A 25296-nucleotide genomic window follows, 5' to 3' on the forward strand; every position below is an offset into this window, starting at 1 on the left:
CCGCGCATTGCGCCGGCTTTCATGGCGAGCGACTTTGCGCCTTGTCGCCACCGAAATTGACTTCTCGCGGCGGCAGGTCCGAGAATTTGGTTCCCGCCCGCCGTTCATAAGAGGAGTTGCAGCAGCAATGTTCACATCTGGCCGGCTCGGTCTTTGAAGGAGTGCATTCGAGAGTTTGGAGGGTGACGCCCGGCAGCGAGCTGCATTGAGCAGAGAGGCGAGCTTGAGCGCACGTACCGGGACGGTTATGTTAATCGAAATCACCATGGCGCAGCGCACCATCACCTTGTGGCGCTGCCGGAATACCTAGCCTTATATAGGGCGGCGTAGTGAGCGAGTGCAGCAATGTCGAACAAACCAATTGAGCTGGACGCGCTGGTTGTTGGCGCGGGTTTTTCTGGTCTCTACCAGCTGCTTCGGCTTCGGGATAATCTTGGCTTGAAAGTCAAAGCTGTAGAAGCGGCTCATGGGGTTGGGGGCACGTGGTTCTGGAATCGCTACCCTGGAGCTCGGTGCGACTCTGAAAGCCATGTTTATTGGTACACGTTTTCCCCTGACTTGATGCAACAATGGGAGTGGTCCGAGCGCTATCCTGGCCAAGCAGAAATTCTGCGCTATCTGAATTTCGTTGCCGACAAGCTTGACCTGAAACGCGACATTCAATTCGGTACTCGGGTCGCGGCGGCGCATTATCAGCAAGCCACCAATCGCTGGCACATCCGTGCAGAAACGGGCGAGACCTTTATCGCGAAGTTTCTCATTACTGCAGTCGGCTGCCTGTCCGCTGCCAACGTGCCCGACATACCCGGGCTGAAGACGTTCAAGGGTGAGTGGTACCACACCGGGCAGTGGCCGCACCAAGGCGTCGAGTTTGCGGGTAAGCGGGTGGGAATAATCGGCACCGGATCGACCGCCATCCAGGCGATTCCGGTGATTGCCGATCAAGCGAAGCATCTGACGGTGTTTCAGCGTACCGCGAACTATTCAGTCCCAGCGCGCAATGCGCCGCTGACGGCGGACTTCAAGCAGTACGTTAAAGATAATGCTCGCGAAATACGCGCGACCACACATCAAACTTACAACGGCATGGGGTTCAAGGTCGCGGAACGCAAAGCGGTCGACACGCCGCCAGAGGAGCGCGAGAGGATCTATGAGGAGGCCTGGGAGCGCGGGGGGCTGCAGTTCCGCGCATCCTTTGAGGACATGCTCATTTCTAAGGAAGCAAACGACACGGCCACCGAGTTCATAAAGAGGAAAATCCGCTCGGTTGTGAAGGATCCCAACACCGCAGCAGTCCTCGCTGACATCGATCATCCGTATGCGGCCAAGCGACCGCCGATCGATACCGACTATTTTGAGACCTACAATCGGCCGAATGTCACGCTCGTGGACGTCAAAGCTGCGCCAATCCGGCAGATCTCTGAGACTGGAATTCGCACGGACGAGGCCGAGTACCCCCTGGATATCATAGTTTTCGCGACAGGGTTCGATGCGATGACGGGACCGCTACTCAAGATGGATATCCGCGGGCGCGACGGGATCGCACTGAAGGATGTGTGGGCGGCCGGACCACGCAACTACCTGGGTTTGCAGGTCGCTGGTTTTCCAAACATGTTCACGATCACGGGGCCGGGCAGTCCATCAGTTTTGTGCAATATGCCCGTCGCCATCGAGCAACATGTCGACTGGATCACCGATTGCATCGCTCACATGCGGACTAACGGACTGGAGCGCATCGAGGCACGGGCAGACGCCGTGGATACATGGGTAAGCGAAGTCAACGAGGCTGCTGCCCGAACACTGCTGCCGCAGGCAAAGCATTCCTGGTATCTCGGGGCCAATATTCCGGGCAAGCCGCAGGTGTTCATGCCGTATGCTGGCGGATTGGTCCGTTATCGCCAGATCTGCCAGAACGTCGTTACTCGCGGCTACGAAGGTTTCGCTCTATCGTAAGCATTTGCTACCGAATTCCGGGCCACCACCTCTCACCGGCCCAAGCGTGCCCCGGAAAGTCGCCGCCGCAGGTGCAAATCCTGGTTGACGCCTAGGCCGCTGTGCTCCTGTCGCGGGATACGCGGGGCACTTGAACAACAAAGGCGACATTCGAGGCCGGGAATACGATTCCCGATTGCTACCTAACACTTTAGCCCTGATTGGGAGGCAGCGGCATCAACCAGGCCGGGTACCCATAAACCCAGCGGCGTGATGCAACGAAGGCAATGTCGGCTTCGCGCCAACAGCGGCTGAGTTCGTGTGGCGGCGCAATATGTCGCGATAGGCCATTTTCGGACCCCCGGGCGATTCGCCGCTTGCAGGCAGGTAAACATGGCGCTGAGCAGTCGAACTGCTAAGCTGTGTGAATCCAGTGTGGAGCACATCATGAAAGCGCTGAGTTTTGCGCGCCCGGCATTCCTCGCCTCGGTGTTTGTTACATTTCTGGTCGAGAACGGACACGCAGCCGAGCTGCGGGTTCTGGCGGGCGGCGCGATGACCGCGGTGTGGGCTGAGGTGAAACCGAAGTTCGAGCAAGTCTCCGGACACCAGCTCGACATCTTCTTCGGCACCACGCCAAATTTGATCAAGGAGGCGACGTCGGGAAAGTCGTTTGACGTCGGCGTCGTGCCGGTCGAGGTGATGCAGGACGCAGCAGCACGTGCAAAGTTCACCGCCGGCACGACATCCGATGTAGCGCGCGTTGGCCTAGGTGTTGCGGTGCGAGCTGGCGCTCCAAAGCCCGACATCGGCACACCTGACGCATTTAAGGCTGCGCTGCTCAAAGCACAGTCGATTGCGACACTGCCAGCAAGTGCTGCAGGTGCGCAAGTGATGAAAGCATTCGAACGACTTGGTGTCGCCGACGCAATCAAGGGCAAGCTTCAGGCAAAAGCGGCACCAGCCGAGATCGTTGCGGCGGTTGCAAAGGGCGAAGCGGAGCTAGGCGTGTTCTTGCTGAATGTGCTCACCGCCCCTGGCCTAGACGTCGTCGGCCCATTCCCTGCGGACCTGCAGCAAGAAGTCGTCTTTACGGGCGCGGTTGCCGCGGACACAAAGCAAGGAGATGCCGCAAAAGCGCTGCTCGGGTACCTCAAGTCGCCGGAAGCAAGAGCCATCATCAAGGCGAAGGGAATGGCGCCGGGCTGAGGCAACCGGGGGTCATTTTCGACGGTTTCAACAGGATTGTCGGCGGGTTGCCCGTAAGCGTCCAACCGCCGCCTGCCTCGAAGCGTTGCGGCGGACCAGGTCGCTGTGATTCAAGCTTCCAAACTGGGGGTTCGAATCATGCGCTACGAACTCGCCGATCATGAATGGATTGCCATCCAACCCATGCTGCCGAACAAGCCGCGTGGCGTTCCTCGGGTGAACGACCGTAGTGTCCTCCATGGCATCTTCTGGGTCCTGCGATCCGAGCACCTTGGCGCGATTTGCCTGATCATTTTGGCCCTTACACGACCTGCTGTAACCGTTTCGTCCGCTGGCAGCGGGCTGGCGTCTGGGGCCGCATCATCGACGCGCTTGCCGCTGCCCATGACGCCGCTGTTCAGATGATAGACACCTCCATTGCCCGCGTGCATCAGCATGGAGCCTGCATCACGCGAAACCAGCGCCAGTCGATGGGAAGGTCACGCGGTGGCCTAACGAGCAAAATTCATGCGGTTGTACGGCTGGCGCAGGGTTCCGGAAGTCGCCGCGTGGCTTCGCTGTGCACTAACGAAGATCGATGTCGTCGCTGCAGCACGCAAACGAAAATCGGCCCCGACAGCCGAATTGCTGTCAGGGCCGATCGAGCTCTCAAACCGTCAAATGCTTTCAACCTCCAACCCGCAGTCTCGGGATTCGTTCCGTCGAACTTGCCCGCGGGTCGCTCTCGGAGCCGACGCCGTATCTGCGGTCGTAACGAGGGAGCGGAGCCCGGAGTGCCTAGGAGTCCGGATCTCCGCAACCGTAATGCACCGGAGCGCGCGCTCATGCCGCTCGGTACGTTGTCAACTCTACGCCTCATGGGCAGGTTCGCTTTGAGCCAGCTCAACTTCGCGTGGCTGCAGCACCCTTCCGTTTCCGTAGTTCCTCCCGCTGGCGACGGAGATCATCCACCTTCGCCCGCATGCGTGTGAGCAGGAGTTCGGCCGATGTGGTCGCCACTCCGGTCCGCTGCAGCATTCTGACCTCCCGCTCCTGGCCGCGGATCTGTCCCCGCATGCGGGTGATCTCGTTGCGGATCCAGTCGAGCTTCACAACACGCTCAGATCGTCGGGCACGTCGCCGAATTTGCGGATCAGCTTTGGCGTCGGAGAAGTCGCCGCTCGATGTGTCTCCGCTGCGCGAGAACGCGATGGCACCGACGTGACTCAGCTTGCAGGGCAAGGCTTCGGCCTTCATCACCGCGGCGTCCGGATTGAAGCATTCCACCGCTTCCCGTCGTCGGTGAGGACGAACGGCAGCGCCACGTAGTAGGTCACCTCCGACATCGGTCGCTCCTTGCGGTCACGCTAGGCGACGTGCTGCCCGCTGCACCGAACCTGGCACCCTGAGTCCGCGATGAAGTAATCTGTACAGCTTGGGCAAACGAGCCAGACTGCTTCCGGATCGATTCAATCCACTTGACCTCGGGACTGAACACCTAGGGCGAGGACAGGCCAAGAACGGCAATTTCACATCGCGCGCTAGTTGCACCTGCGGGAAGTCGCTTTCCACTTGCGGTGGACCTGCTCCACGGCATTATCGAGCACTCGCAGCCGGCTTGCGACGAGATTCTCCGGATTGGCACGGTGTGCCGGATTAAGGCTTTGTTAGTGCTCCTCGTGCGGATGATCGGAAGGGAATACCAGGGGAGGTTGCTCCCATGCTGAAGGACGGCACCTACACGGCGTGGTACAAGACCCCGCTCGACCAGGGCACCGGGATCGTCCATGTCGCGGACGGCCAGATCTGGGGCCGCGACAGCCTGATGACGTATCACGGCTCCTGCAAGATCGATGGCGATCGGTTCACGGCAACCGTGTCGACGAAGCGTCATACGGAGGGACGCGACACGGTCTTCGGTACCTATGATGATCTCACGCTGGACATCGAGGGGACCTGTCCCGACAAGATCGCAACCTACACGGCGACAGCAGGGCAGGCACGGGGAGTGGTCCTTCAGGGAACGCTCATTCTGACGGAACCTTCGGCGGCTCGGCCTGAACGAACCGGGCCGATCCCGGCCTTTAGTCCCGGCAGGCTGCCAAAGCTGCCGAAACGATCGCGCTGAGCGCAGGCGCCGTCGCGGCTTGCTGCATCGCCTGCTGCGACATGTCGCCCGGAAGCAGAGCGATTCTGTATCCTCAAATTTTGGTGTCGGCGCTTCTCAAATCGCCTGCGTCCCGTCATTGTGCCGCCGCGTCAATCATCTCGGGGCAGCATCAATGTCGGACCAGGTCTCGCGTCGCCAGTTCGCGAAAATCGCGGGAGTATCGGCAGCTGCAATGACGGGCCCGCTTGAGGCCGCCGACGCCAGGCCAGCGACCGAGTCGCGCAACGCGCAGACCTTCCCGGCGGGCTTCGTCTGGGGTACGGCGACCTCGTCCTATCAGGTTGAGGGCGCGGTCAACGAAGACGGGAGAGGGGCTTCGATCTGGGACAAGTTCGTCCGTATCCCCGGCAAGATCGAGGACGGCACGACCGGGGATCGCGCCGCTGAGCATTATCACCGCTACAAGGCCGACATCGCGCTTATCAAGGAACTCGGCTGCAAGGCCTATCGCTTCTCGGTGGCGTGGCCGCGGGTGTTCCCGGACGGTGACGGCAAGCCCAATCCGAGAGGGCTTGATTTCTACAATCGCGTGGTCGACGAACTCCTGAAGAACGGGATTGAGCCGTGGCTGACGCTCTATCATTGGGACATGCCGCAATCGCTGCAGGACCGTTTCGGCGGCTGGCGCTCGACCGAGACCTGCAAGATCTTCGGCGATTACGCGGCCTATATCGCCGAGCACCTGACCGATCGCGTCAAGAACGTGTTCACGCTGAATGAGAGCGGTCGCTTCGTCTATTTCGGCTATGGCATCGGCATCGATGCGCCGGGCCTCACCTTGCCGCAGGCCGACGTGAACCAGATCCGGCACAACACCGCGCTCGCGCATGGGCTCGCGGTGCAAGCGGTGCGCGCCCATGGCCGCTCCGGCACGCGTGTCGGCCCGGCCGAGAACGTTGATGCCTGCATTCCGGCGATCGATACGCCGGAGAACGTGCGTGCCACCGAGATTGCGCTGCGTGAGCTGAATGCCGGTTATCTCAACGTCATCATGACCGGCGGCTACACCGAGGCGTTCCTCAAATATGCCGGCGCGGCCGCGCCGAGATACACCGACGCGGAATTGAAGATCATCTCCTCGCCGGTCGACTTCCTCGGCCTCAACATCTACGCGCCGCAGCACTACATCGTCGCGGCCGACCAGGGCGCGGGCTACATGCCGCTGCCGATCCCGAAATCGTTCCCGCACATGAATTCGGACTGGCTGCGCGTCGGCCCCGAAACGATCTACTGGGTGCCGAAGCTGGCCGCCAATATCTGGAAGACGAACGCGATCTATATCAGCGAGAACGGCACCTCCGGCGAGGACCAGGTGACGCAAGACGGCAAGATCTACGACACCGATCGCATTATGTACCTGCGCAATTATCTCGCCCAGCTCCAGCGCGCCACCGCCGAGGGCGTACCGGTACGGGGCTATTTCCTATGGAGTCTGATCGACAATTTTGAATGGGTGTTCGGACTCAGCAAGCGCTTTGGGCTCTATCACGTCAATTTCGACACCCAGGTGCGGACGCCAAAGCTGAGCGCGAGCTTCTATCGCAATGTGATTGCAAAGAACGCGGCGGGAGCGTGATGGTGGATTTTACGCGCAGCGGAAAATCCCGGCGAGAGGCCGTAGACGCCGCGCATTGACTCCGCTGTGCCCCTGATTCAAAACCACCCCCAACACTGATAACAAGAGGACACACCCATGAGCGACGCGCTGATCATCGATGCCTGCCGCACCCCGCGCGGCATCGGCAAGGCGGGCAAGGGAGCCCTCTCCGGCATTCATCCGCAGCAATTAGGTGCCACCGTGCTGCGCGCGCTCGCCGATCGGACGGGCATCGACACGGCAGATGTCGATGACATCGTCTGGGGCTGCAGCGCGCAGGTTGCGACGCAAAGTGGGGATCTCGGCCGCATGTCGGCGCTCGATGCCGGCTATGACGTACGCGCCAGCGCCGTGACGCTGGATCGCTTCTGCGGTTCTGGCATCACCAGCGTCAACATGGCCGCAAGCTCGATCATGGCAGGGGCGGAAGACCTCGTTATCGCCGGCGGCTGCGAGATGATGTCGATGGAAGGGCGCCGCGGCGGCGGTCCGATGATGATGGACGCCGGCAATTTGCGGCTTCGCGCCCGGCACCCGCAGTCGCATCAGGGCGTCTGTGCCGATGCCATCGCGACGCTCGAAGGCATCACACGGCATGACGTCGACGCGCTCGGGCTGGAGAGCCAGAAGCGCGCCGCGCAAGCGATGGCAGGAGGCCACTTCAAGAAGAGCCTCATACCGGTTCATCGCGAGGATGGCAGCCTCGCACTTGACCACGAAGAATATCCGCGGCCGCAGACCACGATGGAGGGGCTCGCCGCGCTGAAGCCGGCGTTTCCCGCGATCGCCGACTATGCGCTGGACGACAAGGGAACGACCTATCGCGGCCTGATCCTGCAGAAATATCCCGATCTCGACATCGACTTCGTGCACCATGCCGGCAATTCCTCCGGCGTCGTCGACGGCGCTGCTGCGATCCTGCTGGCGTCACCGTCTTACGCGAGGGCGCATGGCCTTAAAGCCCGCGCCCGCGTGGTTGCGATGGCGAATATGGGGGACTCGCCGACCCTGATGCTGAACGCGCCCGTCCCGGCCACGCGCAAGGTGCTGGCGAAGGCCGGGCTCTCCATCGACGACATCGACCTGTTCGAGATCAACGAGGCCTTCGCGGTCGTTGCGGAAAAATACATCCGCGATCTCAAGCTCGACCGCGCCAAGGTCAACGTTAATGGCGGTTCAATCGCGCTCGGCCATCCCATCGGCGCGACCGGCTCGATCCTGATCGGCACCGTGCTCGATGAGCTCGAAAGGCGCGACCTCAAGCGCGGTCTCGTCACCATGTGCGCCGCCGGCGGCATGGCGCCGGCCATCATCATCGAACGCGTCTAGCCGATCGCCCGTCGGTTTCTCCCTGTTTTTACGGGGAGGAAGACCGGCGACATGCGATCCGACCCTTATTTTTCAGGGTGAAACATGCGCCTCCTTTCACAAAGAGGCCGGTCTTCGCTTGTCGAAAGCGGCGAATCAGTTCTAGCAAGATGTCGTGCGGGCCTTTGAAACAAGGCAAAATCCGCTGCTCAAGGCTCCTTCCACCTTGGAAGTGGCTAAAATGCAGGGTTTTTTGCTACAGCGGGGCAAAAAGCCCGTAAAATCGCGACAAAACTGTGCAGAAGGCTATAGGCCTTCGCCGGTTGGTCTAATATGCAGCCGTCACGAATCAGAGGAGACACGATGGCAACCCAAATGTCCAAATCGCAGTTGATCGAAAAGATTGCGACCGCCACAGAGCTTTCCAAGCGCGACGTCAAGAGCGTCATGGAGACGCTGACCGACGTCGGCCACAAGGAGCTCAAGAAGAACGGCCTGTTCCTGGTGCCGGGCTTCGCCAAGTTCGTGGTCATCAAGAAGCCCGCGACCAAGGCGCGCAAGGGCACCAACCCGTTCACGGGTGAAGAGATGATGTTCAAGGCCAAGCCGGCCCGGAAGATCGTCCGCGCCCGCCCGGTCAAGGCCGCCAAGGACGCCGTGGCCTGATAACGCAAAGGCCCCCTCGTATGGAGGGGGCCTTTTGTTTGGGGCAGCCGCGAGGGCCTGAGACGGAGGGCTCAACCCTTGCGGCGCTTCACCCGGACCGGGATCGGTTGAAGCCGCGGCTCCGGTCCTGCGAGCGCATCGCGCACCCCGTCGATGGCACGATCGAGCAGCCGGCGCAGCCGCTGCGCCTTCCGCGATCTTCTCGCGTCTTCCAGCAGTTTCTTCATCGTATTCACTCCGCCGCTTCGACCTTGGCTTCCGCAGGCTCGAGCGCTGCGGCGATGGCCTCGTCGACGCGCTCCAGCCAGATGAATTCGAGATTGTCCCGCGCGCTTTTCGGGATGTCGTCGTAGTCCCGCTTGTTGCGCGCCGGCAGCATCACCCGCTTCAATCCGGCGGCGGCCGCAGCCACCACCTTCTCCTTGATGCCGCCGACCGGCAGCACCAGTCCGCGCAGCGAGATCTCGCCGGTCATCGCCGTGTCGCTGCGCACCGTGCGATTGGTGAGCAGCGACGTCAGCGCCGTAAACATCGCCACGCCCGCGCTCGGCCCGTCCTTCGGGGTTGCGCCCGCGGGGACGTGAACATGGATGTCGCTCTTCTCGAACGCTTGCGGATCGATGCCGAGCTGCGAGGCCCTGCTCTTGACCAGCGTCATTGCCGCCTGGACGCTCTCGCGCATGACGTCGCCGAGCTGGCCGGTCAGGATCATCCCGCCCTTGCCCGGCACCCGCGAGGCTTCGATGAACAGGATGTCGCCGCCGACCGGCGTCCAGGCAAGACCCGTGGCGACGCCCGGAATGCTGGTGCGCTGTGCGATCTCGCCTTCGAAGCGCGGCTGGCCCAGTACGGTGGCGATATCCTTCGTCGTCACCACGACCTTGGCAGCCGTGCCCTCGGCAACCTGCACCGCCGCATGGCGGAACAGCTTGCCAATCTCGCGCTCAAGGTTACGCACGCCGGCTTCGCGGGTATAACCCTTGACCACCAGCTTCAGCGCCTCGGGCTCGATCTCGGCCTGCTCGGCGGTGAGGCCGTTGGCCTCCAGCTGCCGCCGCACCAGGTAGCGCCGCGCGATCTCCAGCTTCTCGTCCTCGGTGTAGCCGGCGAGGCTGATCAGCTCCATGCGGTCCAGCAGCGGCCCCGGAATCTGGTCCAGCATGTTGGCGGTCGCGATGAAGACCACGCGCGACAGGTCGAACGGCACGCCCAGGTAATTGTCCCGGAACGTCCCGTTCTGCTCGGGGTCGAGCACCTCCAGCATGGCGGCGGAGGGATCGCCCTGCACGCCACGGCCCATCTTGTCGATCTCGTCCAGCATCATCACGCAGTTGCGGGCACCCGCCTTCTTGATGCCCTGGATGATGTTACCGGGCAGCGCGCCGATATAGGTGCGGCGGTGGCCGCGGATCTCGGCCTCGTCGTGCACGCCGCCCAGGCTGACGCGCACGAAGGGGCGCCCCATCGCGCGTGCGATGGACTGGCCGAGCGAGGTCTTGCCGACCCCGGGCGGCCCGACAAAGCACAGGATCGGAGCCTTGCCCTGTGGCGCCAGCTTGCGCACGGCCAGATATTCGATGATCCGGCTCTTGATCTTCTCCAGGCCGAAATGGTCGGCGTCCAGAATGGCGCGCGCCTCCTTGATGTCGATCGGCTTCTCCTCGGGCAGCGCCCAAGGCAATTCGATCAGCCAGTCCAGATAGGTGCGGACCATGCCGGCTTCACCGGCGGCTTCTGGCATGCGCTCGTAGCGGCGCAGCTCCTTTTTGGCGTGCGCGTCCGCTTCCGGCGGCATGTTGGCCTTGGCGATGGCAGCCGTCAGTTCGGCGACCTCGGCGGCCTTGCCGTCGCCTTCGCCCAGCTGACGCTGGATGGTCGCCATCTGCTCGCGCAAGATCGCCTCACGCTGCCGCTCGTCGAAGCTGGCGCGGGTCTTCTGGCCGATTTCGTTGCTGATGCGCAGCACCTCCAGCCGCTCGGCGAGGTGCTTCGACACCTTCTCGACGCGCAGGGCGAGGTCGATGGTCTCCAAGACCTCCTGCTTGTCCTGCGGCTTGATGTCCATGAACGACGTCGCCAGGTCCGCCAGCGCGCCGGGCGCGGTCGTGCTCTGGAACATCGCGACCAACTCGGGTGGCGCCTGCGGCAGCAGCTCGATCGCCTCGATCGCCTGCCGCTGCAGGTTCAGGGCACGCGCCTCGATCTCGGGCGAATTCGTGGTCGGCTCGGGGATCTGCTGGATCCGCGCGGCCGGGAACGGCGTCCCCGGCAGGAAGTCGAGAATGCGCGCGCGCTGCACGCCCTGGCAGACGATATGATGCGTGCCGTCGGGCGCGGTAATATAGCGCACGATGTTGGCGATGGTCGCGACCCGATACAGGTCGTCGGGGCCGGGCTCGTTGATCTCGGGGCTGCGTTGCAGGACGATGCCGATCGGCCGCTGCTCGCGCAGCGCCTGCTGCGCGGCGGCAACCGACTTCGGCCGCGCGATCGCGATCGGCGCGATGGCGCCGGGAAACAGCACCATCTCCCGCACGGGGATGATGATCAGTGCGTCTTCGGGAATCTTCACGTCGGAACCGTTCTCGGAATTGGTCTGTGCGGTATTCATCTGTTCGGTGGCCATGATCGACCTCAGGATTTGGCGAGGCGCAGTGCGACGCAGCCGTCCATCACGAAGCGGCTGATGGCGTAGCGACCAAGGGGCAATGCAATGCGGCGCTCAAAACGCCCCTGCGGCAGTTCGAGCCGGTGGATCCGGGCTTTGCGAAGCTCCGGCGGCAATGTGCGCTGTCCGGAAATGACCAGCACGCCGTCATGGATGACAGTCTCGACATTGTCCGGATTGACGCCGGGAAGCGCGACCAGGATCAGGAGTTCGTGCTCGGTCTCGAGCACGTCGATCGGCGGCTCCCAGCAGGCTTCCTGCCGGCCGAACTGCTGGCGCATGCGTTCGCCGCGGGTCAGCTGGTCCAGGGCTTCGGACAGCATCCAGTCGAAGGGATTTTTGGGCATGGCTAAACTCGGGGAAGGCGCTGCGGTTGGAAAACGAGGATATGGGGATGGTTCCCGCAAATTCCAGCATCGCGCGTTTGCAGCATGCCTGGCCCCCGAAGGCGAGGAGCCACTTGCGCTCAGACGCACCGACGCCGCGGAGATGTTCCGCGGCGTCGGAGGCAACAATTGGACGAACCTGATGTCAGGCGGCGGCCCGGTAGTCTTCTTCCGCCTCGAGATTGATGACGGAGGTGGCGAGTTCGCTCAGCGTATGGTCGGTCGCCTCTTCCTCGTCCAGCGTCTCCTGGAGCAGCCTTGCAGCGTCCTGCATGCCGAGCTCCTCGGCCCAGGTACGCAGGGTGCCGTAACGGGAGATTTCGTAATGCTCGACCGCCTGCGCCGCGGCGAGCAGGCCGGCGTCGAGGGCAGGGGCGTTCTTGAAATCCTTCATGATCTCGGCGCCCTCGTCAGTAATGCCGTTGATCGCTTCGCAGGGCTTGCCGCGGGCCGGCTTGCCCAGCATCTTGAAGATCTGGTCGAGACGTTTGACCTGGCCTTGCGTCTCGCGCAGATGCTTGTTGAAGGCGGCCGCGAGGTCCTTCGAGTTGGCCGCCTTGGCCATCTTGGGCAGGGTCTTGATGATCTTGTTCTCGGCGAAATAGATATCCTTCAGCGTTTCCAGAAACAGGTCGCTCAGTGTTTTCTGGGGCTGGCGCGACCGCGTGCTTCGCGTCGATGATTTCTTGCTTGTGCGTTTCTTTGCTTTTTTGGCCATAAATCCTCCTGTCGAGGTGAACGGGAAGGCACCCCCTTCCTCTATCCTCGCGCGATCAAGACGCGGCGAGGTCAAAGGTTCCCATTCGGGCGCATAAGCCCGCTAGCCGGTCCGCTTGTAGGGGTCTTCCTGACGCTGTCGCTCCTCGGTCGCGCGGTCGAGGCGCGCGCGCTCGCTGCGACGCAGATGGCCGGCCTTCATCACCCCGTAGACGAGGACGCCGCCGAGCACGAACGCGCCGATGAACATCAGCCAAACCATCTGGGCCGAGGCGTGGCCCAGCAGCATGCCAACTCCGCTGTCGCTCATGGATGATCTCCACCTTATTTCATTTCTTGCGGTTCAATTGAGCTAAAGCGGCGCCCCGAAGGTCGTTCCTAGTTGCGAACGCGACGCGTCAGACCAGATCGGCCAAAGGCTGCCGGGCCGGAGGGCCCTTCGGTTCGCCGCCCCGGGCGGTGAAGTCGCCGGCCTCGGTGGACGTGCGCAGCCATTTCGTGACGTCGCCGATTGCTTCCCGCGGCGAGCGGCCGAACTTCCGCAGGCCGCGGAAATATTCGAGCTGAAGATGCGCCGACGTGCCGCGCTTGGGGATCGACCTGAGATGCTGGATGTCGTCCTCGATGCCGAGATGCGCGATATCGCCCGCGAGCTTGGCGATCACGGCCTCGAGCCAGCTTCGAAACGAGATCGGCTCGAAGGAGGCCAGATCAATATAGGTGCCGTCGGTTCCGTAGCGCTGGGCCCGCCATCGATTTTCCTCGATTAGCGCGCGGTGCACGGCCGAATGGGTCGCGTTGAGATCGGGATGATGGACGGCGTGCCTGACCAGGGCGCGAAACAAGGCCGCGATCGCCACCGAGTCCGCGATCGCCGTGCAGCAGTCGGTGATGCGAAGCTCCAGGGTGGGGTGCTGCAGAGAGGGTCGCAGCGCCCACCAGACATAGGTCGCGTTGGGGACGATGCCGGCGTCGACCAATGTCTTCACATAAGTCTCGTATTCGGCGAGGTTGCGGAACATCTCGGGAAAGCCCGTCCGGGGCAGGGCGTCATTGGCGGCATTGCGGTAGCCCAGCAATCCCGTGGGGTAGCCGCACCAGAACGGTGAGGACGTCGACAGCGCCAGCAGCAGCGGCAGGAACGGCACCAGTCGGTGCATGATCTCGACACGCAAGTCCGGATCGGGCACCTCGACATGGACGTGCAGCCCGCTGATGGGGTTGCCGAGGCCGACCATTCCGAGATCGTTGATGACCTTGCTGTAGCGGCGCTTGCGCGTCATGCGCTGCTGTTGCGGCTGCGCCAGCGGATGCGTTCCGGCTGCCAGGATGCCGACGCCGTGGTTCTTGCCGACTTCGGCAAGGACCGCGCGATAGCGCGCAAGCTCGGCTATCGCATCGGCTGAATTCGCCAGCGGGGGCGTCGCGACCTCGATCTGCGATTGCAGGATCTCGGTGGTCAGACGTTCACCGAGGCGTTTCTGCGCCGCCGCCATGTAGGGCTTGGGCAACTCGGAGCGCGGCGCGGCCGATTGGCGGTTGACTAGAAAATATTCTTCCTCAATCCCGAAGCGGTAGCGGTGCATGGCCTATGCGGTCTCCCGCGCTGTCGCATGCTGGCGAACCGCGTCTCCAAATGCCGAGATGATGCGCGCCGAGGTGTGGTCGGTGCTCGCCCAATAATCGGGATGAAAGAGCGTGCCGAGCGCAAAGGTGCTGGCACCCTCCACGCTGACGGCTTCGATGGAGCCGTCCTCGGCCACTGCTTCCGCGACGAGGCCCGGCGCTAGGTCGGCGATCATGAAGCTGTGCAGCGAATTCACCGTGATAGTATCCGCGCCGCAGATCTCCTGCAGCAGGCCGTCGTTGCGCAGCGTCAGCTGTTGCCGCAGCCGGTAGCGCGCATCCTCATTGTCCGCCGCGGGGGTGCCATGGCGTTTGTCCTCGGGCAGATCGTCCGGCTCCTTCGCCAGCGTGCCGCCGAAGGCGACGTTCAGCTCCTGGATGCCGCGGCACACGAACAACGCGGGGAGGCCGCGCGCTAGCGCGCGCGGGATCAGGTGCAGCCCAACCTCGTCGCGGAATTCGTCAAACGGGCCGTCGCGCGCCTCGTCCGCCATCTGGCCATAGCGGGAGGGATGAACGTTGGTCTGCCCGCCGCCGACGAACAGGCCGTCGAGGCCATCGAGATAGGCGTCGATATCAGCCGCGGGTTCCGCCGGCAGGATCCGTGGCACGGCGCCGGCCACGAGGCCGATTGCCTTCACGCAAATCAGTGCGACCGAGGCGAGCTGTTCGCCGCGCGCAATCATGGTGTCGGAGAGAATCCCGACCTGCGGCGCACCGCCGCGGCCCTGCCACTGCCCGCGCGAGGCGCTGCGCCGCCACTGCTGGAGGCCGTAGGCCACTGCATCCGCCGCGCTCCCGAATTGATGGATCGCGGCCTTGAGTTCTCTGACATTTGTCCCTAATCGAAGCGCCCAGCGGCTGCAGGCAATGGGATCGTGCGGATCAATTCTGGAACGGGGCTCGTGCAATTGTCTCGACTGCTCTTGCTTGGATGTTGATGCCTTTTGAAACGGCAGTCGGCGCGATTGGTTGCTGGGGCATCGAGCTGCTCGATTTTTTTCCGAGCTCGAGGGTTAACTTTTGTTATGGCGCATCGCGCCGGGAGGCGCGTGCATGATCGACTTCGCCCTGTCCGCTTTCGTCACGCTGCTGCTCGTGGTCGATCCCGTTGGACTCGTGCCGGCCTTCCTGGCCGCGACCGCCGGCATGCCTGGCAAGGTCAAACGGACGATCGCGCTGCGGGCGCCGCTGATCGCGGCCTCGATCCTGGTCATGATCGCGCTGGTCGGAAACTGGCTGCTGCGCCAGCTCGGGATCGGCATTCCCGCCTTCCAGATCGCCGGCGGGCTCTTGCTGTTCGGCGTCTCCTATCAGATGATCTTCGGCGACCGGCCGCATCGCGAGGCGCGAGAGGCCGACAAGGCGACCGCGGAGCACGCCTCCGATGTGGCGGTGTTTCCGCTCGCCATTCCCATGATGTCCGGCCCCGGCGCGATCGCGACGATGCTGCTGCTGGCCGGTGATGCCGGCTATGGGGCCAAGCTCGCCATCATCATGGCCGTCGTCGTGTCCGTCTGCCTGCTCTGCATGTTCTGCTTCGTTTCAGCGCAGCTGATCGCACGGACGCTCGGGCGCACCGGCAATGCCGTGCTCTCGCGCGTGCTCGGCATGCTGCTCGCCGCCTATTCGGTGCAGTTCGTGATCAACGGCATTGCGGCCGTCCGGGCCAGCCTCGCGTAGGACTGTGACGAACTTTTAATCCATTGATTTTACAATCGATTTCTTGGTGCAATGAGAGCGCAGGCAAGGCCGCGCCCGAACGGGTCCGCTTTCGCTTGCGCTGCCACATTGCTTTGACGTACTTCCGGTCTAACAAGCGCCCATCGCCAAGAAGGTGGAGATGAGATCGAGATGTCGATGACAGTGGACGAGCTCGGCAAGAGACAGGCCATCATCGACGCCTGCCGGCGCATGAACGCGCTTGGGATCAACCAGGGGACATCGGGCAATATCAGCGTGCGGCATGGCGATGGGCTGCTGATCACGCCCACCAGCGTGCCCTACGACGCCCTGACGCCGGACCAGATCGTCTTCATGGCAATGGACGGTTCGCACGCGCCCAACCAGAAGCCGTCGAGCGAGTGGCGCTTCCATCTGGACATCCTGAAGGCGCGCGCCGATGTCAGCGCCGTCGTGCACGCCCATCCGACCTATTGCACCGTCCTGGCGATCATGGGCATGGAAATCCCGCCGGTGCATTACATGATCGCTTCCGCCGGCGGCGACAGCATCCGCTGCGCGCCCTATGCCACCTTCGGGACGGCGGAATTGTCCGAGCATGCGGTGCGCGCGCTGGAGGACCGGCTCGCCTGCCTGCTCGACCATCACGGCATGATTGCGATCGGCAAGACGCTCGACAAGGCGATGTGGCTCGCCGTCGAGGTCGAGACCTTGGCGCGGCAGTATCACGGCTGCCTCCAGATCGGTAAACCGCCGCTGCTCTCCGGCGCTGAGATCGAGCGGGTCCGCCAGCGCATGGCCGGCTACGGCCTATCGGAAGGTTAGGCGGGCAGTGTTCGCGCGGATCAGATATTTCGTCGACGGCAAGGGGACCAACCGCACCATGGTGCGGCTGCGCGCGCTGTTGCGCAGCAACGAGTTCTACCTCATCCCGCTCGCGCTGGTGATCGGTACGCTGGCCGGCGCGATCGTGACTTTGATGGCCGAGATCGCGCAGATCGCCCACGTCATCATCTACGGCATTCCCATCGACGTGCGTCTATCGGCCAACACCTATATCAGTCCCTGGGCGGCGATGCTCGCGCCGGCGCTGGGCGGCCTCTCGCTTGGTGTGATGGAATGGTGGCGGAGGCGGCTAAAGATCTCCAGCGCGGTCGACCCGATCGAGGCCAACGCGCTGCGTGGCGGCAATCTGTCGATGCGCGACAGCGTTGTGGTGTCGAGCCAGACACTGATCTCGAACGGCTGCGGCGCCTCGGTCGGTCTCGAGGCCGGCTATACCCAGATCGGCTCGGGCATCGCCTCACTGTTCGGAAAGTTCTTCAATCTTCGCCGCAACGATCTCCGCCTGGTGGTCGGTTGCGGCGCTGCGGCGGCGATCGCGGCGGCGTTCGGCGCGCCGATCACCGGCGCATTCTACGCCTGCGAGCTGATCGTCGGCGTCTATGCCGTCGGCAGCGCCGCACCGATCCTGGCGGCTTCGCTGGCGGGCGCGCTCACCGCGCAATGGCTCGGCGGCGCGCCTTATTCGCTCGAAATCCCCAAGGTTAGCGCCGTCGGCGTCGAGCAATATCTGGCCCTGATCGGGCTGGCTCTCGTCACCAGCGGCGTCGGCATCGCCGTGATGCGGTCCTCGCCGGCGTTCGAGCGACTGTTCAAATGGCTGCCGGTCTGGCTTCGTCCGGTGCTCGGCGGCCTCATCGTCGGGAGCTTCGCCCTCGTCACGCCGCAGGTGCTCGCGGCCGGCCACGGCGCCATGGTGCTCGACCTCTTTCACGAGATGACGATCGGCCTGATCGCGATTGTCATCGCGCTCAAGGTGACAGCCTGCCTGATCTCGCTGGCCTCCGGCTTCCGCGGCGGCCTGTTCTTCGCCTCGCTGTTCGTCGGCAGCCTGATCGGGAAGTTCTTCGCCGCGGTGCTGCTCCTGATCAGCCCGAGTTTCGCGATCGACCCGCTAGTGGCGATGTTGACCGGCATGGCGACGCTGGGGGTTGCCATCGTGGGCGGGCCCCTGACCATGTCGTTCCTTGTGCTCGAGATGACGCGCAATGTCGACGTCACCGCCGTGGTGCTTGCGGGGTGCATCGTCACCTCGATCTGCGTACGCTTCATGTTCGGCCATTCCTTCTCGACCTGGCGCCTGCATCTGCGCGGCGAGACGATTCGCAGCGCCAACGACGTCGGCTGGCTGCGCAACCTGACCGTCGAGCGGCTGATGCGCTCCGACGTCGGCAAGGTGCCCTCGACCACCACCATCGCCGCGACGCGCCGGGAATTCGTGCTGGGATCGCGCCCCGGCATCGTGATCGTCAACAATGCTGACGAATATGTCGGCCTCGTCCTGCTGCCCGACCTGTTTTCCAGCGACCTCGACACCATCGCCGACGACATCCAGGTCATCGAGCTTGCGCGCCTGACCGACATCGTGCTGATCCCGGAAATGAACGTGAAGAGCGCGATGGCGGTATTCGACGAGGCCGAGGCCGAGATGCTGGCGGTGGTCGATTCCACCGATAGCCGCAAAGTGGTCGGCTTCCTGACCGAAACCTTCGCCCGCCGCCGCTATGTCGAGGAAATCGACAAGGCCACGCGGGGCGTGCTGGGCGCGTTGTCGTAGGCCAAACCCGCCCCGCGGCAGGCTGCCCCTGGACGCTGAGCGGACTTGCCAGATCCTTCACAACCTCTAGGCTGGGGATGGACGGTCAGGCTACGGCCTTGGCCGCATTCAGCGACGAGGGACGTGCGATGTCGGACACGCTTCGCCTGTTGCTTGCCTTGCTCGAACTCGGGCCGCGGCTGAGCGATCTGCTGGGTGACAAATGGCCGCCTTACCGCGATGAACTGCTGGAGTTGGCTGGACGCGCCGGCCAGGGTGAAGATCCAGACAAGCTTCGCCGATCCCTGGACGTGCTGCTTGTGCGGCTGCTCGCGGAGGCGCCGGCCGTGGAGCTCGTCGAGCGCGTGATGGCAGACATAGAGACACCCGCAGCCACCGAGACCATAGCCCGGCGCGGCCACGTGCCACCGCCTGTGGTCCCGGATATCGTCCGGCCGACCACGGATGAGGCAACTGGCGTCGTCACCATTCCCGTCTTCTACGGGACCGACCGCGCTCGGGGCGGAGACACGCCTGGGAAATATTTCGGCGGCGCGCGCGGGACGTTGTCTCTGGGGATTGCGGAGGTGAGCGTGCCCACGCGCGGCCGCGCAGTTGGCGAGCTGACTGGTCCGAGCTGGTGGCACTTCGAGTTATCGGCAGATCCAGAAAAGCATGTGATCCTCAAAACCGTCGGCGCGCTCGGCCGGGACGCCTTCGTCACCACTTTGAAAGATTCGCTTGCCGCAGCTGACCTGCGTGACGTCCTGATCTTTGTGCACGGCTACAACGTGACGTTCGAGGACGCGGCACGGCGGGCCGGGCAGCTTGCAGTGGACCTGAAATTTGCCGGCCGGACGTTGCTCTATAGCTGGGCGTCGACGGCGGATACCAAGAAGTACACCGTGGATGAAAGCACGATCGATTGGTCGCGCGATCATTTCGAGGCGTTTCTCAAACTTGCGCTCTGCGAAGTCGGCGCCGGCAAGGTCCACGTCATCGCTCATAGTATGGGCAACCGCGCGGTGATCAACTCGCTCGAACAGGTCAATTCCTGGCAACTGCCTGCAGGCGCCGCCAAGCTCGGCCAGATCATCTTTGCCGCACCCGACATCGATCGTGACCGCTTCGTTCAGCTCGCGGCAAAATTCAAAGGCTGCGCCGCGCGGCTCACGCTCTACGCTTCCTCTCGTGACGTCGCACTGCTGGCCTCGAAATTCGTCCACGGCTATCCGCGCGCGGGGGAGGCCGGCGAGGCACTGACGATCGTCGACGGCGTCGATACCATCGATGCGTCGCTGGTCGACACCAGCTTGGTCGGCCTGCGTCATTCCTATTTCGGCGAGAAGCGATCGATCCTGAACGACATGTTCAACCTGATCGCGCAGCAACTCGCACCCGACCAGCGCTTCGACCTCCAGGTCGCAGGTGACGCGGTCCGGAAATACTGGAGCTACCGGCCCTGAACGCAAGCCCCAAGCGCGCGGAGCACGTCAGCACCGCCGTCCACGCCTTCTGTCGGCTGTATAGCAGAGGGCGCTAATGTTCATGAACCGCGCATGTTGAATGGATCAAGCTCGATCCGGCATTCGATTTACAATCGTTCAAGGCGCGGCAGATTGCCGCGATCGAGCAACATTTCAATGCTTTGCGGATTATGTGTTGTTTCCCTATCTCTTGTTTGGCGAGCGCAGAGGACGTCAAGATGAGCGACAGGTTCATGAATTCGAGAGTTGGCCGCACTGTGCTGGCCGCGGTCACCAGTTTCGCCCTGGTCGTGGCGTCGCTGTCGCCGTCCGCCGCCGCGTCTTCGACACCGGCCAAGGGAGCGCCCGCCGTGGCGGGGCAAGGCTCATCCAACGCAACCGATTTCAGCGCTGCCCGGCGTCACTATCGGCATTATCGGCGCGGACCGAACGCTGCCGGGCTCGCCTTTATGGGCCTCGCGGCCGGCCTGATCGGCGGCGCGATCGCCGAGAGCCGGCGCCAGGAATATTACGACAACTATTATTATGGCGGCCCGCGCTATTATGGCCCCGGCTACGGCTACTATGGCGGCCCGCGCTATTACTATGATCCCTACTGACGGGCAAAACACCTGCAGCAGGGTGTCAAGCTAGTATCGCTCATCCCTGCCTGAGCTTGCGGGGCGATCGTACGTCGTCACGTCTGCGAGCCGGAATGCGGTGGACGCGGCAGCGTCTGCACGATGGGTAGCGGGCAGGCCGAAACCGCGGGCGGACGAACGGCGTTGTCAAGTTCGTGCCGCCTGCACACTGCTGAAAGTCCATGTGGCATGGGTTGCGTCCGGACCAGGTCGCATCTTTAGTCGATCAATAACAATTTCACTCCACCTGAAACGTCGCGGCGGGACGATAGGGACATTTTTTAGCGACACCTTCGGTGTCGATCCTTCGGTTATTGAGAAATACGGCGGTTCGATGTTTCGCTGATCAACGATCTACCGCTCTCCATTGACCCGTTCTTGCTATTCAAGTGAGAGCGATGAATATCAAGCCCTGCACCGACAGATCATCGACTATCTCGTTTTTCTGAGAGAACGAGCAATCCAAGGACTGCTATCCGATGGCGATCTCACGAATTGGTATTGTTTCCTGAGGTCAAGCAGAATTGGTTCGGCTTCTCGCTAGTCGGAAGTGGAGGCAGCGGTTTGGGAGGCTTTGGCGGCCCGCCGATCGAGGGCGCGCCGCAGAATGCACTTGCCGAGCCGGTCAAGACGCCAACGACGGCCGAAGAACTGCAAGATGATATCCCATTCTGATGTTCGGCGGCGGAAATGCTCCTCGAACCCGAGCTCGATGCTGGTGACTCGAAGCGGCATCTTCGCCGCGGGCCTGAACTCAGGATGAAACGACGGTCACGTTTTTTGCACGGGCCGCGCGTTCATCGGGTAGAGCTTGGCGAAACGCGCGATGTCATCCACGCGGAGCTCGACACGATGCTTCGTCCACGCCTCGGGTGACCGGATCGCCGTCATTGGAGTGCTCCTGGTTACCGGCGGGCCAGTCCGGATGGTACGCGCCCAGAATCAGCACCCACTACGGCGCCAAATGTGCCTGAGGCAATCCTAGCCATCAGCCCGAATGGGTTTCCAAGTGCGCCCATCACCTTCTCATATCTGCGCATGAGAACCGGGTGGCACCATGTACAGCGTCATGGCGAAGATCACGTAGATGAACAGCAGCAACGCGCCGATGAACCAGGCGGAGCGGCCGCCATTGGTGATGAAGCAACATGTCACTGTAGCGATCATCACCATGGTGACGGCACCCGGCCAGAACTGTAAGTCCATCGGTTTCGGGCCAACAGCGTAACTCAACAGAACCAGAACCGGCGCAACAAACAGCGCTATTTGCGACGCGCTTCCGAGCGCGATACTCACGCTCATATCGAGGCGGTTCTTTCGTGCCGCTGAAAACGCAACCGCCATTTCCGCTGCTGCCCCGACCAGCGCAACGATGATGAAGCCAACGAAGGCCGGACTCAAACCTAGCGTCTCTCCCGCCTTCTGCACCGAGCTCACGAAGATCTCGCTCACCAGCGCAACGAGCACTGTGACCACGAGGAGTGTACCGATAGCGAGACCGATCGGCCAACCACCCCCGCCAGCATCTCCGTGCTCCTCGCTTGCAAACAGCTCCTTGTGCGTTTTGAGTGAGAACAGCAGGCTCAGAGCATACGCGCAGATCAGCAACACCGCCAAGCCCGCGCTGAGGTTTCGTGCCATCGCCTCGCCTTTTAGCAAATCAAGGTCAGCCACAGCGGCTGGAGCGAGAAGCGCAATTGTAGCCATCAACAATAGTGAGGCAGATAGTCTGCCGCCGGCGCGATTATAGTCTTGGACATGATGTCGGAGACCGCCGAGTAGAAACGACATGCCCAGCATGAACAGCGAGTTCGTGACAATGGCTCCGGCGATTGATGCCTTGACCAGCATGTACTCACCGGCCTGAAGCGCGGAGACGGCGATGATCAGCTCGGTCAGATTTCCCAACGTTGCATTGAGCAGGCCGCCGATCGCGTCTCCGGTTCTTTCCGCGACGCTCTCGGTAGCATGGCTGAGGAGTGCTGCCAGAGGCACAATGGCAAGGACTGCGAGGACGAACAGGGCAGTGTGAGCGGACGGGACTGCGTGTTCGACCACCAACACAACGGGTACGAAAATCAGCATCCATAGTAGCGGGCTAGATCTGATTTCTTTCAGTAGAGGGTTCATAGTCCTGCCCTAACTCAACGAATGCGGACGGAATTGCCACGCTGCAAACCCTCGCAGCTCGACTTTAAAGTCTTTTGACGTAAATCAAGGCAATCAAGGAGGTCGAGACGGCTCGCGCATGTCCGCAGCAAGCCAAAGGCGGCATCGGCAGCCCACCATGCCCTTGGTCGGGTCATCTCTCCAAAGCGGACATCGCCGCGCGCTCTGGGCTGAGGTTAGACACAGGTGAAGACCCCACCTCCCGCAATGCCTCGATTCTTTGCCCAAGGGCAGCAGGCCAACGGTTAGAACGACTACACTCAGTAGGGCATGCCCGCGCTCTTGTACTCCTCCATCACCATGCGGCCGAGTGGCGAGCCGCGGCGAATGGCCTCGAGCTACCGCTCAATCAGCCTGTATTCGTGGCCATCATAGCGAAAGATGCCAGTGCGCCGCGAACGCTCTCGTACATCATGGTGAGGTTGTCATTGGGTGAACGCGCGATGATCCATTCAAGAAAAAAGCCGCCGCGGGGTTAAGATCGGCGTCAGCAAGAAGGTGTGACTTTTCTGGAAGAGTTTCTACCAGCCGAGATCGATGATCAACGAGCAGTTAATGGCAATTTAAGCTTCTACGAGTGAGGCGGGACATTTGAGGGCCAAGACTGAGCCCTGGGATGCACCAGAAGACAATTGCCCGTGCCCACGTGATCTACGTTGCTGGCTGGGCGCAAAGGGTCCGCGCCTCCGCGCGATGACGGTCCCGCCCCCAATCTCAGCCCCCCAAGTCCGGACCGTCGTTTTGGATATCGAATTTGGTCAATCGGATCGTCAACCGCGCATGGGCCTTTGCCAATTCCACGCTCGCCACCCTTGTAGGTGGACGTGCAGCACTGGCTTGAGTGAGCAAGGTCGCGCGCGAGAACGTCAAGCGCCGACGATCTCTACAACGCAAACAGACGTGCTAGCGGTGCTGCAAGGGCAGCTACATGCGCTGGCGGCTGCAAGGATTGTGCGGGCGAGGCTCCGGGCCGCCTATAATTTTAGAGGCTTAAGGCGGCAGGGAGAATAGGACGGTTCGAAAAAACGTCTAACCCTACGATGCTGCCTTGAAGATGATGTCCACCATCACGGCACCCCATATTGGGCCGTCAAACGGTAGCAGATTATGGGCTCGGGGGGATGTGCAGTTTGTGCCAGTGCAGCTGCGTACCCTACCCCGGAGATGATCCCACCAGCTGCTGCCCCAAAAAGAAGGCCGCTGGCCTTGGGGAGCCAGCGGCCTTGGGGTTGGGTCTCATTCGTAGTTTGGGGTCTACGAGGCTTAATGCAGCCGCACTGCGGCCTTGCCAACGTTGATCTAGATCAAAGTTGTTTGCTGTTGCCGGAGCTGGAGCAGCCGCTGCATTCCTCGGTCTCTCTTCAATGCTGACCTTTTGATTTCGAGGTGCACCATCAGAGACGGGGTCGCCGGGTTGAGCTCGCCCTGCGTATGCACGATGCAGTGCATAACATCTTAATCGAAATTAGGAATTTGCGCCGCATAAATAAGCGCAGTGTTGCTCCGTAACTACATCAACCAGCAGGCGAAAAGTCTAACATTCATTTGGCAGGTGGGTATTCGTGTCGGATTTGAAATTCGTGGGGAGATTGCTTGCAATGAAGAAGCTTCTGATCATCGCGGCCGGGGTGATGGCCGTATCTGCGCCCGCATCGGCGGCCGATTTGGCAGCGCGTCCGTACACCAAGGCGCCGCCCATGCCGGTCGCAGCGGTCTACGACTGGACAGGTTTCTACATCGGCGCCAACGGCGGATGGGGCCAGAGCCGTGGTTGCGTCGATTTCGTGACGCCGGTCGCAACAGTTGCCGGTGGCTGCGCGACGCGCGATGGCGGCCTGGTCGGCGGACAGATCGGCTATCGCTGGCAGAGCAGCCAGTTCGTGTTCGGATTGGAGGCGCAGGGCGACTGGGCCGACATCAAGAATACGCGCGTCACCCTGATCGATCCGGCGATTTCGACCACAGGCAAGACTGACGGTATCGGGCTCTTCACGGCTCAACTCGGTTGGGCATGGAACGCGTCGCTGCTCTATGTGAAGGGTGGTGCGGCGGTAACTCACAATCGCTTTGATGTCTTCAGCAACATCACGGGCGTCGGCTTGGATTCGGCAGGCCACACGCGCTGGGGCGGCACTCTGGGCGTGGGCTGGGAATATGGCTTCTCGCCGAATTGGTCGTTCGGTGTTGAATATGACCATCTCTGGATGGGGAATGACAATCGCACCTTCGCCGGCGCAGGCTTTGTCACCCCCGGCGGCGTCACTCTTCTCGGCGACCGTGTTAGCCAGGACGTCGATATGGTCACTGTGCGGTTGAACTACCGCTTCGGCGGCTACGGAGCTCCGATCGCGGCTCGCTACTAGTCGCTACGATCTACAAAGAAAGCCCCGGCTCGCCGGGGCTTTCAGACCGCTGACAAAGTCCTCGCCATTGGCGGGGACTTTTGATTCATTGAGGGATGCTTCGCAAACCCTCGCCGC

General features: G+C 62.3%; 21 protein-coding genes and 4 pseudogenes. 14 read left to right on the forward strand and 11 right to left on the reverse strand.

Annotated features, from left to right (window positions below):
- Window positions 1–345: 345 nt before the first annotated feature.
- From IF809_RS28165 to IF809_RS28175, 3 genes and pseudogenes are all read left to right on the forward strand, one after another.
- On the forward strand, window positions 346–1953 hold the full coding sequence (locus IF809_RS28165) for a flavin-containing monooxygenase (RefSeq protein WP_462839155.1): 1608 nt from the start codon (window positions 346–348) through the stop codon (window positions 1951–1953).
- A gap of 426 nt (window positions 1954–2379) precedes the next feature.
- Window positions 2380–3141 (forward strand): molybdate ABC transporter substrate-binding protein, encoded by a 762-nt coding sequence (locus IF809_RS28170; protein ID WP_462839156.1) that lies wholly within the window; start codon window positions 2380–2382, stop codon window positions 3139–3141.
- Window positions 3142–3279: 138 nt separating this feature from the next.
- Window positions 3280–3659 (forward strand): annotated as a pseudogene (locus tag IF809_RS28175) (IS5 family transposase); the annotation flags it as partial.
- 570 nt (window positions 3660–4229) lie between these two features.
- Here IF809_RS28175 and IF809_RS28180 read toward each other — a convergent pair.
- Window positions 4230–4466 (reverse strand): annotated as a pseudogene (locus tag IF809_RS28180) (hypothetical protein).
- A gap of 374 nt (window positions 4467–4840) precedes the next feature.
- Here IF809_RS28180 and IF809_RS28185 point away from each other — a divergent pair.
- From IF809_RS28185 to IF809_RS28200, 4 genes are all read left to right on the forward strand, one after another.
- Complete coding sequence (locus IF809_RS28185; RefSeq protein WP_462839157.1) at window positions 4841–5248, forward strand: hypothetical protein; 408 nt, start codon at window positions 4841–4843, stop codon at window positions 5246–5248.
- Window positions 5249–5402: 154 nt separating this feature from the next.
- Window positions 5403–6866: a GH1 family beta-glucosidase gene (locus IF809_RS28190; RefSeq protein ID WP_462839158.1), complete on the forward strand. Its 1464-nt coding sequence runs from the start codon at window positions 5403–5405 to the stop codon at window positions 6864–6866.
- 117 nt (window positions 6867–6983) lie between these two features.
- On the forward strand, window positions 6984–8216 hold the full coding sequence (locus IF809_RS28195) for an acetyl-CoA C-acetyltransferase (RefSeq protein ID WP_462839159.1): 1233 nt from the start codon (window positions 6984–6986) through the stop codon (window positions 8214–8216).
- 342 nt (window positions 8217–8558) lie between these two features.
- Complete coding sequence (locus IF809_RS28200; protein ID WP_128964917.1) at window positions 8559–8861, forward strand: HU family DNA-binding protein; 303 nt, start codon at window positions 8559–8561, stop codon at window positions 8859–8861.
- A 71-nt stretch (window positions 8862–8932) separates the two neighbouring features.
- Here IF809_RS28200 and IF809_RS28205 read toward each other — a convergent pair whose 3' ends face one another.
- The 8 genes and pseudogenes from IF809_RS28205 to IF809_RS28240 all read right to left on the reverse strand — a co-directional run.
- The gene (locus tag IF809_RS28205) at window positions 8933–9088 is read right to left on the reverse strand and encodes a hypothetical protein (RefSeq protein WP_462839160.1); all 156 of its coding nucleotides are present in this window, start codon (window positions 9086–9088) and stop codon (window positions 8933–8935) included.
- A gap of 5 nt (window positions 9089–9093) precedes the next feature.
- Window positions 9094–11487 (reverse strand): endopeptidase La, encoded by a 2394-nt coding sequence (lon, locus tag IF809_RS28210; RefSeq protein ID WP_462839161.1) that lies wholly within the window; start codon window positions 11485–11487, stop codon window positions 9094–9096.
- Between the two features lie 8 nt (window positions 11488–11495).
- Window positions 11496–11876 (reverse strand): Hsp20/alpha crystallin family protein, encoded by a 381-nt coding sequence (locus IF809_RS28215; protein ID WP_453996297.1) that lies wholly within the window; start codon window positions 11874–11876, stop codon window positions 11496–11498.
- Window positions 11877–12060: 184 nt separating this feature from the next.
- Entirely contained in the window at window positions 12061–12633 is a 573-nt protein-coding gene (locus tag IF809_RS28220) for a YciE/YciF ferroxidase family protein (RefSeq protein WP_462839162.1), read from the reverse strand.
- A 102-nt stretch (window positions 12634–12735) separates the two neighbouring features.
- Entirely contained in the window at window positions 12736–12942 is a 207-nt protein-coding gene (locus IF809_RS28225) for a hypothetical protein (protein WP_462839163.1), read from the reverse strand.
- A gap of 88 nt (window positions 12943–13030) precedes the next feature.
- On the reverse strand, window positions 13031–14218 hold the full coding sequence (locus IF809_RS28230) for a carboxylate-amine ligase (protein ID WP_462839164.1): 1188 nt from the start codon (window positions 14216–14218) through the stop codon (window positions 13031–13033).
- A 3-nt stretch (window positions 14219–14221) separates the two neighbouring features.
- On the reverse strand, window positions 14222–15040 hold the full coding sequence (locus IF809_RS28235) for a gamma-glutamyl-gamma-aminobutyrate hydrolase family protein (protein WP_462839171.1): 819 nt from the start codon (window positions 15038–15040) through the stop codon (window positions 14222–14224).
- 6 nt (window positions 15041–15046) lie between these two features.
- A pseudogene (locus tag IF809_RS28240) lies at window positions 15047–15169 on the reverse strand (DUF3606 domain-containing protein); the annotation flags it as partial.
- Window positions 15170–15314: 145 nt separating this feature from the next.
- Here IF809_RS28240 and IF809_RS28245 point away from each other — a divergent pair.
- The 6 genes from IF809_RS28245 (at window position 15315) to IF809_RS28270 (ending at window position 21322) form a co-directional block, all read left to right on the forward strand.
- Window positions 15315–15941 (forward strand): MarC family protein, encoded by a 627-nt coding sequence (locus IF809_RS28245; RefSeq protein ID WP_462839165.1) that lies wholly within the window; start codon window positions 15315–15317, stop codon window positions 15939–15941.
- A gap of 171 nt (window positions 15942–16112) precedes the next feature.
- Window positions 16113–16766, forward strand: a complete 654-nt coding sequence (locus IF809_RS28250; protein WP_462839166.1) for an L-fuculose-phosphate aldolase — start codon at window positions 16113–16115, stop codon at window positions 16764–16766.
- A 7-nt stretch (window positions 16767–16773) separates the two neighbouring features.
- Window positions 16774–18561, forward strand: a complete 1788-nt coding sequence (locus IF809_RS28255) for a chloride channel protein (RefSeq protein WP_128964926.1) — start codon at window positions 16774–16776, stop codon at window positions 18559–18561.
- A gap of 149 nt (window positions 18562–18710) precedes the next feature.
- The gene (locus tag IF809_RS28260; protein ID WP_462839167.1) at window positions 18711–20006 is read left to right on the forward strand and encodes an alpha/beta hydrolase; all 1296 of its coding nucleotides are present in this window, start codon (window positions 18711–18713) and stop codon (window positions 20004–20006) included.
- Window positions 20007–20245: 239 nt separating this feature from the next.
- Entirely contained in the window at window positions 20246–20626 is a 381-nt protein-coding gene (locus IF809_RS28265) for a hypothetical protein (RefSeq protein WP_462839168.1), read from the forward strand.
- Window positions 20627–21148: 522 nt separating this feature from the next.
- Complete coding sequence (locus IF809_RS28270; protein WP_453982604.1) at window positions 21149–21322, forward strand: hypothetical protein; 174 nt, start codon at window positions 21149–21151, stop codon at window positions 21320–21322.
- Between the two features lie 80 nt (window positions 21323–21402).
- Here the strand turns inward: IF809_RS28270 and IF809_RS28275 are convergent.
- Window positions 21403–21478 (reverse strand): annotated as a pseudogene (locus IF809_RS28275) (carbonate dehydratase); the annotation flags it as partial.
- Window positions 21479–21673: 195 nt separating this feature from the next.
- Window positions 21674–22777, reverse strand: a complete 1104-nt coding sequence (cax, locus tag IF809_RS28280) for a calcium/proton exchanger (RefSeq protein WP_462839169.1) — start codon at window positions 22775–22777, stop codon at window positions 21674–21676.
- 1637 nt (window positions 22778–24414) lie between these two features.
- On the opposite strand from cax, the gene IF809_RS28285 reads away from it, so the two are divergent.
- Window positions 24415–25179, forward strand: coding sequence for an outer membrane protein (locus tag IF809_RS28285; protein WP_462839170.1), 765 nt, complete (start codon window positions 24415–24417; stop codon window positions 25177–25179).
- The last annotated feature ends 117 nt before the right edge of the window (window positions 25180–25296 follow it).

It is taken from the genome of Bradyrhizobium sp. UFLA06-24 (assembly GCF_054967145.1).